This window comes from Oleiphilus sp. HI0123, assembly GCF_001635315.1.
Genome location: NZ_LWGE01001092.1, coordinates 1 through 14,748, shown reverse-complemented (window position 1 = coordinate 14,748; position 14,748 = coordinate 1). Strand labels below are relative to the sequence as shown.

The 14,748-nt window shown below is 44.3% G+C and carries 13 protein-coding genes; 4 read left to right on the top strand and 9 right to left on the bottom strand.

Features of this window, described 5'->3' with window-relative positions; genetic code table 11:
* The 8 genes from A3761_RS10730 to tsaE all read right to left on the bottom strand — a co-directional run.
* Positions 1-325, bottom strand: a 325-nt coding sequence (locus A3761_RS10730; RefSeq protein ID WP_197473010.1) for a protease modulator HflK N-terminal domain-containing protein, incomplete at its 3' end; no start/stop codon positions are given.
* A 242-nt stretch (positions 326-567) separates the two neighbouring features.
* Entirely contained in the window at positions 568-2,694 is a 2,127-nt protein-coding gene (locus tag A3761_RS10725; protein WP_068514975.1) for a hypothetical protein, read from the bottom strand.
* Between the two features lie 238 nt (positions 2,695-2,932).
* Positions 2,933-4,228: a ribosome rescue GTPase HflX gene (gene hflX, locus A3761_RS10720; RefSeq protein WP_068514973.1), complete on the bottom strand. Its 1,296-nt coding sequence runs from the start codon at positions 4,226-4,228 to the stop codon at positions 2,933-2,935.
* Positions 4,229-4,304: 76 nt separating this feature from the next.
* Positions 4,305-4,541: an RNA chaperone Hfq gene (gene hfq, locus A3761_RS10715; protein WP_068514970.1), complete on the bottom strand. Its 237-nt coding sequence runs from the start codon at positions 4,539-4,541 to the stop codon at positions 4,305-4,307.
* 82 nt (positions 4,542-4,623) lie between these two features.
* Positions 4,624-5,577 carry a tRNA (adenosine(37)-N6)-dimethylallyltransferase MiaA gene (gene miaA / locus A3761_RS10710; protein WP_068514967.1) on the bottom strand — a complete coding sequence of 318 codons (954 nt, stop codon included), beginning with the start codon at positions 5,575-5,577 and terminating at the stop codon, positions 4,624-4,626.
* A 33-nt stretch (positions 5,578-5,610) separates the two neighbouring features.
* Positions 5,611-7,503, bottom strand: a complete 1,893-nt coding sequence (gene mutL / locus A3761_RS10705) for a DNA mismatch repair endonuclease MutL (RefSeq protein WP_068514965.1) — start codon at positions 7,501-7,503, stop codon at positions 5,611-5,613.
* 35 nt (positions 7,504-7,538) lie between these two features.
* Positions 7,539-8,945: an N-acetylmuramoyl-L-alanine amidase gene (locus A3761_RS10700; RefSeq protein WP_068511747.1), complete on the bottom strand. Its 1,407-nt coding sequence runs from the start codon at positions 8,943-8,945 to the stop codon at positions 7,539-7,541.
* A gap of 67 nt (positions 8,946-9,012) precedes the next feature.
* Entirely contained in the window at positions 9,013-9,552 is a 540-nt protein-coding gene (gene tsaE / locus A3761_RS10695) for a tRNA (adenosine(37)-N6)-threonylcarbamoyltransferase complex ATPase subunit type 1 TsaE (RefSeq protein ID WP_068511749.1), read from the bottom strand.
* Between the two features lie 227 nt (positions 9,553-9,779).
* On the opposite strand from tsaE, the gene queG reads away from it, so the two are divergent.
* Positions 9,780-10,877: a tRNA epoxyqueuosine(34) reductase QueG gene (gene queG, locus A3761_RS10690; protein ID WP_068511750.1), complete on the top strand. Its 1,098-nt coding sequence runs from the start codon at positions 9,780-9,782 to the stop codon at positions 10,875-10,877.
* Here the strand turns inward: queG and A3761_RS10685 are convergent.
* Positions 10,874-12,340, bottom strand: coding sequence for a methyl-accepting chemotaxis protein (locus A3761_RS10685; protein ID WP_068514961.1), 1,467 nt, complete (start codon positions 12,338-12,340; stop codon positions 10,874-10,876). The genes queG and A3761_RS10685 overlap by 4 nt on opposite strands.
* A 198-nt stretch (positions 12,341-12,538) precedes the next feature.
* Here A3761_RS10685 and A3761_RS10680 point away from each other — a divergent pair, with 198 nt between their 5' ends.
* The 3 genes from A3761_RS10680 to A3761_RS10670 all read left to right on the top strand — a co-directional run.
* On the top strand, positions 12,539-13,210 hold the full coding sequence (locus A3761_RS10680) for a PleD family two-component system response regulator (RefSeq protein ID WP_068514958.1): 672 nt from the start codon (positions 12,539-12,541) through the stop codon (positions 13,208-13,210).
* Between the two features lie 21 nt (positions 13,211-13,231).
* Positions 13,232-13,666, top strand: a complete 435-nt coding sequence (locus A3761_RS10675; RefSeq protein WP_068514054.1) for a hypothetical protein — start codon at positions 13,232-13,234, stop codon at positions 13,664-13,666.
* Positions 13,667-13,679: 13 nt separating this feature from the next.
* Positions 13,680-14,748: hybrid sensor histidine kinase/response regulator (locus A3761_RS10670; RefSeq protein WP_197473009.1), on the top strand; the 1,069-nt coding region annotated here is incomplete at its 3' end.

The following is a 14,748-nucleotide window of genomic DNA, read 5'->3' as shown; positions in this document are numbered from 1 at the left end:
CCAAGGTTCGGTTGTACTTACCTAATTGAAGGACAACGCCTCTTTCCTGCTCATCAATGGTATAAAATGACTTAAAGCCTAAAAAGATGACCAGCGCAATCAATGCCAAAATAAATACACCACCAGCACCCTGGCTTGAACCGCCAGAAGAGCCACCAGTTTTTTTCGGGCCTGAACCAAACAAGCCATTCAGCTTATCCATCAGTTGTTTTAAAGCTTCATCGAGATCAGGTGGCCCTTGATTATTGCCGCCTTTATTCCCTCGATTATTAGAACCCCAAGGGTCGTTATCATTACGATTACCACCCGGCTCATTCCAGGCCATAGAAGACTCCGTTACATTTTTTAGATTAGTTTCATGAAAGATTCTTACGAATCAAAGTATTGTGACTTAATTGCCCACAAGTGTGGTTAATGAGGGCAAAGTCTTAGTTTACAAGAGGCACATAGTATTGTGCTTGGAGACGGACAGCAAGCGGTTTTTATGGTGGGCGTTTATCAGACATAAAAATGGGCAAGCTTATGCTTCCCCATTAAGGATTTAGATCTAACTATTAAATAAGAAACCTAGTGAAGGAAAGAGATAAAACGTTCTTCAATCACCCCATCTGCGCGTGTTACAGCGACTTTTAATGTACCGAAGCTAGTAGCAGGGTCATCATCTGCCTCTACTATAATCATGTTAGTAAACGGAATCGGATTACCGTCAGAATCTACTGGACACTGATTAGGAATTACAATATTTTGGCCCGTTACAATCTCACCATCCTCAACACTTACTGCTACAGTAGTGCCATTTGCAGGCATTAGCCCTTTACCATCAGTAATTGTAACTAGAACTCCTGCGGCGCCCGCTGAAGCATCCAGAACCCCACCACCTAAGTTATCAGAAATTACGACATCATCTTCAGACATACAGATCGTAGCTACACGTCTTACATCGACTAGCGACTCACAATGATACGGAGAATTAGGGTCATCAGGATCCGAAGGTTCTTCAGCTGCCTCAGTACAACTTGCCCCCTGATAAAATCCCGGATTAGTCTTAGTGTCGTATACCTGATTATTGTTAAAATCTGAGTAGAACTCATTATCATCACGCACACCATTATAGTTAACATCGATATAAGCTTCGTCCAGTTCGACATCTATGACTTCACCTAAATCATATTGACCATTCAAGTTCGCATCAATAAATGACTCCTCTCCAGTCGTACGTGCCATAATATGCACTAAACCGTTATCGGGACGCGGATTCGAACTTGTCCAATCAACTGAACAAAAGCCACTATCTAATTCACAGGAACCCACTATCTGACCACCGGTTGTCACAAAAGAAACCTGAGTACCATCTCTAGCCTCATTATTAAAGCGGTCACCTGCGCGCACAGTCATTCGAGAAGTTGTTCCAGAAATATCCCAACCACGAGGGTTAAAGGTCTCTACAGATAAAGTAAAGCTGTCTTGGTCAGGAAGTCCACCCAGAACGGCAATTGAATCAGATGTCGTAGTTGTCGTTGCAGTTGAACCATCCTCATACTCAACAGTTACCGTTGCAATGATTGCCACACTAATGTTAACGCCACCAGCAGTAAGCTGTACTGAAGTATTACCCTCTTCATCCGTTACCGAAGAATAAGTCGATAAGCCATTAGGGAAAGTAATCCCCCCCACATTCGTTGACAGAGAATATTCAATTGTTTCACCTGCCATCGGCTCGCCCGTCGCATCGTTCAAACTGAAGGTAACGGTTGTAACCTCTGGGTGAGCACTTGAGCCACTGCCTTTCAACGCGATGGTTGAAGGATCAGCCGATACAAAAGCTAATTCACCTAGTATTTGCTCTGCTACGTTAATATTTGCTGTAGCTGAGGTCCCATCACTTAGTGTAGCGGTAATGACATCAGGCCCTTCACAGGTATTCGCAGTATACGTTGCAACCGCGGTACCTGTCGTTGTATTAACCGAAGATGAAATATCCGACTTGCCTTGCTGCACACAATTTGAAGTAAAGCTAACCGACACGGAACTAGAGGTAAATAGAGTATTACCGTTGGTATCAACAATATTGACCGACACAACCGTGTCGCCACCATAGGTTAGATCAACACCGTCAGTTAGCGTTGTCATTTCACCCGATACAAAAGAATCGCCAGAACTTCTACCCAAACCTAAACTAGAGATATCAATTGTTACGGATGCAGTTGAGGTATTACCTTCATCATCAGTTGTCGTTGCTGTTATCGTATCCGAACCAGTACAAGATGTGGCAGTATAATTTACGGTCGCCACACCTGCAGAACTTAACGCTGATTCACCAATTGTCGCCAATCCTTGTGTCGCACAAGCTGAACTAAAGCTCACTGAGGTTGGCGTTGCTAATAATTCATTATCCCTACCTGCATTAACTACATTGACAGATATCGTCGTACTAGCACCGTAAGAAAGCACCTCACCGTCAGCCAAACCGGTTACCATTGCACCAGCATCAAAACTATTACCTGAACCAGAACCTAACCTCTCGTCCACGTCAGCAGTCGGTGATGTATCCGTCCCGGAATCGGTTTCAGTAGTTTCAGTACCACTTGAATCATCTGGGTTACCATTACCCACACCAAAACCGTCACTTCCGCTACATGCACTTAGCAAAAGCGCCATGCTCAGCGATGAAACCACTGATTTATTAAGAAACATATCTTATCCTCAATTTGGCAATGCCTAAAATATCAATATCTTACGATGAATTCCTAGAAAAGAAGTTCGCTATCCATAAAACATAGCACAGCTTTTTATTTTTAACAGAAGTACTTACATAACTTAGTGTAAGTTTTTTTGAGAAATGTAATTTTCTGACTTGACGCACATTTGGCTGCACGTTTTCAGTCAAATGCGTGACATTTTAGTGCCTTTTATCGGGCTGGATAGCTTGTGATTACAAGTTAGTGATATCTAAATCAGATTCATTAACTTCAGCTTGGCGAAGCAGTCTTTCGTAATCGAGGCGCTGTAAGCGAATCTCTAGAACTAGCCCGCCTTCTTCATCATAGCTTTCATCCTGCACGACCGATGCAGCATAAAACAAGGCTCTTAGTTTTCCACCTTTAGAAGGGTCAAGTTTAATTTTCTGATGAACTATTTCATCACCAAGAATTTCAATAATCGCTTGATTAAGCAGATCTACACCAGCACCCGTATAAGCAGACACCCATACTCGCTGCGGCACACCGTCTTCATCTCTATCTATTCTCGGCTCACGACCGTCTAATAGATCTAGCTTATTATAAACCTTTAAAGTCGGAACCTTATCCGCACCAATCTCCTTAAGAACATGCTCCACCTGCTCAATATTATCCATGCGACCTTCATCATGACAATCAATGACATGCAAAAGAAGCGTAGCGTTGCAGGTTTCTTCAAGCGTTGCCCGGAAGGCATCTACCAATTTATGCGGGAGATGTCTAATAAAACCAACGGTATCAACCAAAATAGCGTTGCCGATATCCGGCAGGTTCAACTTTCTTAAAGTCGGGTCCAAGGTTGCAAACAGCTGGTCGGCAGCATAAACATCCGCTTCAGTGACTCGATTGAATAAAGTAGATTTACCAGCATTGGTATAACCAACCAAGGATACTGTTGGTATTTCTGCACGGGTGCGTGCTCTACGACCTTGGTCACGCTGTTTACGAACTTTCTCCAGACGTGAGGTAATAGTCTTGATACGACCGCGAAGTAAACGTCTATCACTTTCTAACTGAGTCTCACCCGGCCCTCGTAAACCGATACCACCCTTTTGACGCTCCAAGTGGGTCCAGCCGCGAATCAATCTCGTCGACATATATTCTAACTGAGCAAGTTCGACCTGCAGCTTACCTTCGTGAGTTCTCGCCCGCTGAGCAAAGATATCCAAAATGATACCTGTACGGTCGATAATTCTACACTCCAGGGCCGCTTCAAGATTTCGCTGCTGACTTGGTGACAAAGCATGATTAAACAGCACAACATCTGCCTCACCATGCTCTAACTCGAACTGTATTTCTTCCAGCTTACCCTTACCAACAAAGTGCCGGGCATCCGGCTTATCTCTAGAGCCAGTAATGACTGCTAGCGTTTCAACCCCAGCAGAAGACACTAACTCCTTGAATTCATCAGGGTCTTCACGTTCTTTTTCAGAGTTAAAATCAATATGAACCAGTATAGCCAGCTCACCGGAGTCGGGACGGTCAAACACGTTTAATTACTACTCCGGCGGGCAAAAAAGCTAAGCGACGATAAAAGTCTGATAGTGGGGATAGAGTCAAGATAGACTATGACTCTTGTTCTTCAGGTGTTGCAACGCGAACATTACGTGCAGGTACAACCGTTGAAATAGCGTGCTTATACACCATTTGGCTAACAGTGTTTTTAAGTAAAATGACAAACTGGTCAAATGACTCAATCTGGCCTTGTAGCTTAATGCCGTTAACAAGAAATATTGAAACAGGAATTCGCTCTTTACGAAGTGCATTCAAATATGGATCTTGAAGAGAGTGACCCTTAGACATTTTATTATCTCCTAGTATTTTTTTAATAAATCTATTTTATTCCATTTAACGCATTTTTTTCATTTTTTATGTGAGATGCGTCTTAATATTTAGCATTTTCAATTATTTCTCGCGCTTTAGCCAGCACTTTTACATCATTCGTCTCTAATTGGTGCAAATTTGGCCAAGACCTCAACCAAGTTAGCTGCCTTTTAGCGAGTTGTCGAGTTGCAATAACCCCCCTTTCTCGCATTTCATCTTTCGTTAACTTGCCATCTAGGTAATCCCAAACCTGCCTATAGCCAACACAACGCATTGAAGGCATATCTGCTGTCACCTCTCCAGAGTGGTAAAACCCTTCAACCTCTTCGATAAAACCACTCTTCAACATAATATCAAAGCGTAGAGCAATACGTTGATGCAGCTCGGAACGATCACTCGGTGCAATTGAGAGGTTAATGAATTCATAGGGGGCTGGCGGAATTGCGCCACTCTCTGATTGACTTTGCTGATCCTGCCAAAACTGAGTCAGCGTCTTTCCTGTTACCCGAAAAACCTCCAAAGCTCTTTGAAGACGCTGGGAATCAGTTGGTTTTAGGCGCGCGGCAGATTCGGGGTCGACTAGCGCCAGCTGCTCATGAACATAAGGCCAGCCATGCTTTTCAGCATCAAGAGATATCGCTGCGCGAACCTTGTCATCAGCACAAGGCAAGGATGCGATACCATTCTGCAAAACTTTGTAGTACATCATCGTACCGCCCACCAATAAAGGTGTGCGTCCACGACTTGTTATTTCCTGCATCTCTCTTAGCGCATCATCATAAAACCGAGCTACCGAATAACTGTCTTTAGCAGCAATAATATCAATCAGTCGGTGTGGAGCGCGCGCCAACAATTCTTTTTCGGGTTTTGCCGTACCGATATCCATGCCTCGATATATCAAGGCAGAGTCCACACTGATAATGTCGCAAGCTAAGGTTTCATGAAGAGAGACTGCCAGGTCTGTCTTACCCGCCGCTGTCGGCCCCATTAGACAAATTGCACTAGGCAAGCTCATTGATAAAGCCTTAAAGAAGGTATTCGCAACATCTTAACGCCCCCGCAGAAATAACTTATCCAGCTCACCCATAGACAGTGCGGTCCAGGTTGGGCGGCCATGGTTACACTGACCACTGCGCTCAGTTTCTTCCATATCTCTCAGCAAAGCGTTCATCTCCGGTATCGTCAACGATCGATTGGCCCTTACCGAACCATGACAAGCCATAGTCGACATCAACTCATTCGCTTTTGCCTCTAGCTGGTCGGAGTATCCGTGCGTAATCATATCACTCAACAAGTCTCTTACTAGCTGATCAACATTCACCTGCTGAAGTATCACTGGCACCTGACGAATAACGATACTTTCCGGACCAGACCGTTCTAGGCCCAAACCAAATTTCTGTAAGTCCCCGGCACATTCTTCAGCAACAGAAGCCTCTCGTTGACTTAGAGAGATATTCATCGGCACAAGCAGGGGCTGAGCCTTGATTCCATCACTATAAAAATCATTTTTCATTCGCTCATAAGTAATCCGCTCATGAGCTGCGTGCATATCTACAACAATCAAACCACTACTATTCTGAGCGAGAATATAAATCCCATGAAGCTGAGCAATAGCAAAACCTAATGGGTGTTCACGCCCATCAACAGCTTCTTGCTGCTGACCAAGGTTCTGATCAGGGTGAAGGGCTTTATATTGAGATAGAACCTCCGAAACACCCTGGCCAGATGTTTGCAACATTGATGGCGAAGCACTTCCCACACCTTGGCCAGCGCCAGTCACCGCACTACTAACTCCCTGGACTCCCAAAGACATTGCTGACTGAGAACCATAACTCGGCGTAAAAGCACTAGCCTGAGCTTGAAGCGAAGTACTTGCCTGAATATTTGACAAGTCGCGATTCGGTGCCGAACCATCTTCAGGAGCGGCCAATTCTTCTGGTCGAATATCCGCAAGCGCCTTATGAAGACTTCTGAATATAAAATCGTGAACTAAGCGCCCATCCCTAAAACGAACCTCATGCTTGGTCGGATGAACATTGACATCAACCAGCGCAGGATCAAGCTCTAGATACAAAACAAAGGCAGGGTGACGCCCATGATATAAGACATCACGATAAGCCTGCTTTACAGCATGACTCACCAAACGATCCCTGATAACACGACCATTAACGTAAAAGTACTGCAAGTCAGCCTGACTTCTTGAGAAGGTTGGTTTAGCTACCCAGCCCCATAACTTAAGCCCCGTTGCCTCCACATCAATATCAACCGCATTCTCCATAAAGGGTTTGCCACATAAGGCAGCGATACGCAGTTGTTTTTCCTTGATCGTCGGCGCTGGACGCAGACTATGCACAACTTTCTGATTGTGAACCAACTCAAAACTTACTTCAAAACGGCTCAACGCTTGCCGTTTGAGCACTTCTTCTAAATGATTGAATTCAGTCTTTTCTGTCCGCAAAAACTTTCTTCGAGCAGGCGTATTAAAAAACAAGTCTCTAACATCGACACTTGTCCCTCGATTATGAGCAACAGGACTTAATCGGGCTTCCATATCTCGCCCCTCAGTAACCGCTTGCCAACCCTGCTCTGCATTGTCTGTTTTTGAACTAAGAGCTAAACGGGAAACCGAACTAATACTTGCTAAGGCTTCCCCCCTAAACCCTAAGGTCGCGACGGTTTCCAGATCATCCAGGGATTCAATTTTACTGGTAGCGTGACGACTTAAGGATAGAGGTAAATCATCTTTGCCCATGCCTTCACCGTCATCACGAACTAAAATTCGCTTAACACCGCCTTGCTCAACCTGGACCAATATTTTGCGTCCACCCGCATCCAAGGCGTTTTCTAATAATTCTTTTACAACAGAAGCAGGACGCTCCACCACTTCACCTGCAGCTATCTGGTTTGCTAGGCGCGCGGATAGCTTATGAATTTTACTCATAGAAGAAATCTGAAAATCTAATCAAAAACGGAAGCTTACGAGGAAGGTAGCGACAAGCGTTGACCAACCCATACATTATCAGAGCGAAGCCGATTCAAACGACGAAGCTCTGTAAGCGATACATCATTGCGCATCGCAATATGGGAAAGGGTATCACCTTTTCGAACAACATACTTCTTGAAATTCGTGGCTTTTGATTTAGTGCTTTGAGCAACACTTTGGTTCACTACACTATTGCCACCCTTATTCCATGCCAATAGCGTTCCCGGAGGTGGCGCGTCATTAAAGTAAGCGAGAATTCCGCCCTTTATCGCCTTGGCCATTTTCCGCTGATACTTTGACGACTTTAATCTCTTGGACTCTGCCGGATTTGAAATAAATCCTGTCTCAACCAATATTGATGGAATATCTGGTGACTTCAACACCACAAAACCTGCCTGCTGAACCGAACGCTTATGCAAACGAGCAACATTGCCCATGGAGCTTAATACCTTACTACCTACGCCTAAACTCGCTTTTAAACTTGCCGTGGAAGAAAGGTCCAAGAGTACGCTCGCTAGAACGTCATCCTTGTCTTCCAAACTTACACCACCCACGCCGCCTATTAAATCGGCAGAATTCTCTTTTTGCGCTAACCAACGAGCTGTCTCACTGGTCGCGCCACGGTTTGACAAGGCAAAAACTGATGCACCGTGTGCCTGGGCTTTCTTAAATGCATCAGCATGAATAGACACTAACAAGTCAGTATTATGCTTTCTGGCAATCCGGGTACGCTTGCGCAAACCAATATAATAATCCCGCTCTCTGGTCAGGTAAGCTTTAAAGCCTTTTTGAGCATTAATCTGCTTTCTCAATTCTTTAGCAATTGCCAACACGACATCTTTTTCTTTTATACGATTCGGGCCGATGGCACCCGGGTCTTCCCCACCATGCCCTGGATCTATAACAACGATAATGTCTCGTTTCTGACCCGCAGGCACTTTCTTAACAACATTCTTGCGCGCTTCATTTAGCTTTTTTGTTTTCGTATATAAATCAACAACCAGACGATTTCCGTACTTCTGATTTGGCTTTAGCAAAAAGCTTTTCGTTTCAGCCTCTTCTTTTAAGTCCAATACAACCCTAAGATCATCTTTATTTCTACGTGCACTGCGCACTCCGGAAATAGGCGTACCTTTGAGATTCAAACTATCAAACTTAAGCGCCTTATCAGCATCATTAATATCCAAAACCAAACGCGAGGGATTCTTCAGCATCATGATTTTATGCTTTACCGGGTGTGATAAATCCAGAACTAAACGAATATACTCTGGAGACTCCCAAATACGCGCATTAGTTACTTTCGCTTGAGCAGCATTTACACTGCCAGCCATAAACGTAAAGGCAGCGAACAGAACAAGCACCTTTGCCAGGAAGCTAACTCTACTAGTACGAACTTTCATTAAATTCAGCTCTCTACTCAATCACAAAAGACATGCTTGAAACCACATGAACTCAAATTATAATTACTCAGCATGAAACATTACTCACTACCAAACCCGAGCCCGGCCTTAAACTAACCTCTTTCAATACTGAAAGAATCTCGCCATCTGCAGTAATCTTACAAAGGCGACCACGCCCGGTGCAGCTCAAATCGACTTCAAAATCGGCCTCAGGCAAGAAACCCTGGCCTTTATCAGGCCACTCAATAACACACAACTGCTTTTCCTGACCGTCATGAGGCACTTCAAAATAATCACGCACCCCCATAAATTCTAGCTCTTCGGGGTCGCCCAAACGATACAAGTCAAAATGATTAACTTGCACATTCTGTAATTCATAGGGTTCAACAATCGTATAAGTCGGACTCTTCACCTTACCAAAGTGCCCTGCACCTTCGAGAATCCCCCTAGTTAAGGTTGTCTTACCCATTCCGAGGTCACCGTGCAAAAAGATACTCACCACACCTTGATGAAAACAATGCTCATCGATGACACTGAATAACAAGCGTCCTAATGCTACTGTCGCTGACTCGTCAACCAATACAAGCCCAATAGCCGCTTTTGTCATACTCGCACCCTATATCGATTCACTCTCTTGCCCTATAATCCATAAACAAATATTAAAACAAGCGCTCTTTGCAGACACAAAAAGCAGGTTCTGCTGCACGTTTATGCCATAATAGCGTCGTAACACATTGCTTATTAATGTATTTGCTGAACAAACATTCCTAGTTAACTGTTAAGTATAGCAAAACATCGTCAGACTTACACAAAGATGCCGCTAGAATAGATTCGATGCAAAACACTAAGCCCAATCTTACTCACAACGAGCTGCTAGAACTTGAGCAGTCAATCCAAAAAAAAGCGCTAGAACTTGGGTTTCAGCAATTTGGCATCACAACTAATGACCTAGACATTCATATAGAACGATACAAAGACTGGCTCGATAGAGGTTTTCATGCAGACCTGGATTATATGGAAAAGCATGGAAGCAAACGCTGGCAGGCTGATGAATTAGTTCCCGGCACGCTTAGGGTTATTTCCTTGCGCATGAATTATCTAAGCGACCCAAACTCTCCTCTAGGCCTTTTGAACGAAAAAGAAAAAGCCTATATATCCCGCTATTCCTTGGGGCGTGACTATCATAAGCTAATCCGCTCGAGGCTAAAAAAGCTGATCGAACATATAAAACAAAAAGCGGAAAGCTACAGCTTTAGAGCTTTTGTCGACAGCGCACCTGTACTTGAACGAGCCTTTGCCCAGAAAGCGGGTTTAGGCTGGTTCGGTAAAAATACTATGCTTATCAGTCGTGAAGCGGGTTCCTGGTTTTTTCTGGGGGAAATATATACCGACCTCCCTCTTCCAATAAGTAAACCATACATAGAGGAACACTGTGGTAGCTGTAAGGCCTGCCTCACTGCCTGCCCGACAAAAGCATTTGAAGGACCGTACTTACTAGATGCTAAGCGCTGCATTTCTTATCTAACAATTGAGTTAAAAGGTAGGATTCCGCTAGAGCTAAGAAAGCCTATGGGGAACAGAATCTTTGGTTGCGATGATTGCCAACTCGTCTGCCCTTGGAACAAGTTCAGAAAACCCAGCCAAGAGACAGACTTTAGCCCCCGAAACAAGCTAGATGATATCACTCTGCTAGAGTTATTCTCTTGGAATGAAGAAACCTTCCTAACGAATACCGCAGGATCACCCATTCGCAGAGCGGGCTACGAATCCTGGTTAAGAAATATAGCCGTCGCACTTGGAAATGCGCCACAGTCATTAGTTATCGTTGCAGCCTTAAAACGAAGTAGAGAAACTGCCTCCCCCTTGGTCGCAGAACATATCGACTGGGCATTAGCGCAGCAAACCAAACCAAACAATCAAGAAGAGACTTAGCTACGCTTCATATTTGATGCCTGACTAACAGTATCACTCATTGTATAAGACAGTGACCCCAGGTGTTCAGCTATATCAAGCAACGACTGGGCGTTTGACGCCAGCTTTGCAGAAAAGTCTGCGTTTTCCTGGCAAGCCTCATCTAGATACTGACTATTGCTCACAACACCCTCAATACCTTGACTTTGCATACCCATCGCATCGGCTGAAACATTTATCTCTCGGGCAATATCTTCGACTTCGGAGGTGACGGCCTCCAGGCGATTACCCGTTTCGTTCACAACCATACAGCCCTGGTCGATACTCTCTTCCGCAACAGCCAGAAGCAGGCGTATTTTTTCTGCCGACTCGTTACTTTTGTGCGAGAGCGTCCTGACCTCATCCGCCACAACCGCAAATCCACGCCCCTGATCACCAGCGCGAGCGGCTTCGATTGCAGCATTTAGCGCCAGCAAGTTTGTTTGCTCTGCGATAGCGGTAATCACGCCCATAAATTCCAGAATATCATTATTACCGTCCTTTATTTTTTCCATGCAGTCGATAGTCTCTCGCATCGACTCACTACTAGAAATCGTATTTTTCTGCACTTGCTCAGACTTAAGGCGAACCACCTCCATTGCTGTAGCGGTCTGTTTAACCGAGTTAGCCATATCTTGAAGCGTATTATTCATTTCATGCGAGGACTCTAATTGGATATCAACCCTCTCGCTAATAGATTGACTATCATCATTCATAATCTTTGTCGTAGAAGATAAACGAGAAGAAGTATCAAGCAAAGCTTTAGCCGAATGGCTCGCTTGCTCTAAAATGGTCTGTAACTGGTCAGTTAATGCTTTAGCCTTCTCGGCTTGATAGCATGACTCTTTGGTTGACTCGGCAGCAAACTCAAGCGCCTCATTTCTAAGCTTAAACATATACGCAAGACTAAAAGCCTGGGCCAGAACTGGCAATAAAAAACCAGAGTAAGTATTAATTTTATCTTGCTTATCACTCAACTCAAACACAGGAAGCTCGTACCCACCGCGCTCCAACACGATAAACACAACTACTTCGGCAAACATTACCGCACTCCAAAAGGCACCCCACTTTCGGTCACATACCGTAAACGCTAAACCGATCAATACAACAGGCCAGTAAAAATGAGCTGACTGCAGACCGCCAAGATAATAAACCAGGCAAGCACAATACGTAGATGCCAGGAATACCTGTGTATTTGCTATCAGCATTCTAGGAAAGCGATCCATCTTGTTCGCAATTAGCAATAGAGGCTCACCAATGACCAGCAACCATGCCCAGGCGGCAAGTGCGTCGTAACCAACAGAAGACCACTTAATTAGACTGTATAAGCCGATCACAAAGATCAAACAACACATAAAAGCCATGATCTTGAAATGAATAAAGTCGCGGTCACTCTCAACCATCGAAGGCAGACAAGCATTGAAGCCTTGCTGAATAATATTCAATGTATGTTCCTTAGTGATACTAATAATTTAGACCCAACCGTTACCCTACCTTCAAGAAAGGTGGCCGGTTCAAGCAAGTTCTAATTCACATTATAGCCCATTTTTCACTTTGCAAACTTAGTTCACTTAGTATCTGCAAACACTGAGATTTGTGCTACCTTCAGTAAAGGTAAAATTACTTTTAGCAGGAAAAAGTGCATGTCAGATAAAACGATCATGGTTGTCGATGATGTCGAGTCAAACCGTGTGCTTTTAAAAATGATTCTCGAAGATGACTTTAACATCGTGGAATGCAGCTCCGGCCAAGAATGCCTGGATCAGGTAAGCCAGGAAGTACCTGATATCATTTTGCTAGACGTAAACATGCCCGGAATGACTGGCTACGAAGTTTGTACCGAGCTTAGAAAGCACAAAGAAAGCAGCGTTGTTCCCATTGTTTTCGTCTCTGCCATGGATAATGTCGAAGAACATCTTGCGGGCTTTGAAGCAGGCGGCAACGAATACATCACCAAACCAATTGACCCGGAGCGAGTGCTTGAACGAGTCAATTACTTTATAGATCACCAAGCCGAAACAAACAAAGCGAAGGAAGATGCCAGCAACGCCATGAAAGTTGCCATGGAAGCCATGACATCAAGTAGCGAGCTTGGCCAAATAATCGAATTCGTGAAAACCTCTCAGGAAATCACAACACTGGAAGGCATTGGACAAAAACTATGTGAAGTTGCATCAGGCTTCGGCTTGAGCGCATCCGCTGTCATCTATGGCACCCCTAGTGTTTTTATTAATTGCTCGCAAGACTCTATGGAAGCTCGCGTACTAAGCAAATTCAGAAACTCTAAAGAGCGAATTATCAGCATTGGCGTCTGAACGATGGTTTGCAGCGACTCCATGGGTGTACTTATAAATGATATGCCAGTTGACGATGAAAGCCGCTACGGTCGTTTCAAAGATCACCTCGCAGTTTTATCAAGCATCTGCGATGGCCGACTGCTCACACTTCAATCTCAAATATCAATGACCGACCAGCGTAAAGATGTACTAGGCCGCGCTATAGGTATGACCGAAAAACAGGTCAAACAGCTAACCAATAAACTTGCTGAACATGATGTCACTGTTCGACAAGTTATGCTTGATATGATTACTGAACTGGAAGCCAAACTATTTTCCTTAGGCCTGGACGAAGATCAGGAAGAACAACTAATGGCACTAGCCTATCAAGCAAGTGACAAACTTGAAGGTATGAAAGATAGCGCTAAGAACCTCGAGAATGAGTTAGGCCTGGTACTGGAAGGTCTGTATGAAGTACTAGCAAAGAACACATAACAGAGTCCAGTGCATGAACTTACCCAAGTCATTCAATACGTTCACCTCTATCATTTGGTACGGCGAAAGAAAGCACAATAACGCAGCTCTCGTTGACGCTCTAATCTCGAGCGGCTACCAGGTCGAGCAAATTAGTAATGAAGATGAGCTGAAAAGCAGATTCCTGAAAGTTCCTACAACGTTTTTAATACTTGACCAACCCAATGATATGGTTCGTTGCATCCAGCTAGTCATCTCTTTCAAGCTGCAAGCAAAGGATTCTGCGTTCACTACAATATTGATCTCTGACAAGGCCAGCATCGAAGACAAGGAAAAATACTATCGAGCAGGCGGCAACGAAATTATACACCCTCCTGTTAGCCATAAAGAATTACTAAGTAAAATCAAGCACTACAAAATGCTATGCGATACCGCTAATCGCTTTGCCCAATCAATCGCAACGGAAGAAAATCTGGGCAAAGCAGAAGAGTCTCGACGCCGTTTTTTAACAACCTTGAGCCATGAACTCAGAACCCCTCTCAATGGAATACTTGGCTTTTCAAAAGCCCTGAAGAAAAAAGACGAAGAGACTCCTTTGGGTAAATCTGGTATCGATGCCCTTAGCCGAATATTTGAAAGCACTAACCAGATCAACGCAATTATTACAACCCTGATCGATATCTCCAGCGCCTCTCTGGGCGCTAAGGGAATGATATCAAAAAACTTCGATATCAGCTCTCTCGCCTTAAAGCTCGAAACCAACTTCAGGCAAGCAGCGCTTGAAAAAGGCTTGGACTTCTCAATTGATTACCCTGATGGCCTAACAATGCTAAGCGATGAAAAGAAAATTTATTCAATGCTGCAGCACCTTGTTGATAATGCCATCAAATTCACTCAAAGCGGTAGCGTCAACATTCGCCTTAACACTGACTTCAACCCCACTAGCGGACAACGCATTATCTTTGAAGTATCAGATACAGGCATCGGAATAGACCCGCGAGACCATAAGCGGATCTTTACCGAAGTCGGGCAATTAAATAACGAACACAATCGAGAACATTATGGTGTCGGCCTGGGCTTATATTACGTCAACCTGCTCTCGC

What these genes read in the sequence shown, in the direction of transcription:
- A3761_RS10675 (WP_068514054.1), top strand. Translation starts at nt 13,232, where the DNA reads ATGGGTGTACTTATAAATGATATGCCAGTTGACGATGAAAGCCGCTAC.
- queG (WP_068511750.1), top strand. Translation starts at nt 9,780, where the DNA reads ATGCAAAACACTAAGCCCAATCTTACTCACAACGAGCTGCTAGAACTT.
- hfq (WP_068514970.1), bottom strand. Translation starts at nt 4,541, where the DNA reads ATGTCTAAGGGTCACTCTCTTCAAGATCCATATTTGAATGCACTTCGT.
- tsaE (WP_068511749.1), bottom strand. Translation starts at nt 9,552, where the DNA reads ATGACAAAAGCGGCTATTGGGCTTGTATTGGTTGACGAGTCAGCGACA.
- A3761_RS10680 (WP_068514958.1), top strand. Translation starts at nt 12,539, where the DNA reads ATGTCAGATAAAACGATCATGGTTGTCGATGATGTCGAGTCAAACCGT.
- A3761_RS10725 (WP_068514975.1), bottom strand. Translation starts at nt 2,694, where the DNA reads ATGTTTCTTAATAAATCAGTGGTTTCATCGCTGAGCATGGCGCTTTTG.
- A3761_RS10700 (WP_068511747.1), bottom strand. Translation starts at nt 8,945, where the DNA reads ATGAAAGTTCGTACTAGTAGAGTTAGCTTCCTGGCAAAGGTGCTTGTT.
- miaA (WP_068514967.1), bottom strand. Translation starts at nt 5,577, where the DNA reads ATGAGCTTGCCTAGTGCAATTTGTCTAATGGGGCCGACAGCGGCGGGT.
- mutL (WP_068514965.1), bottom strand. Translation starts at nt 7,503, where the DNA reads ATGAGTAAAATTCATAAGCTATCCGCGCGCCTAGCAAACCAGATAGCT.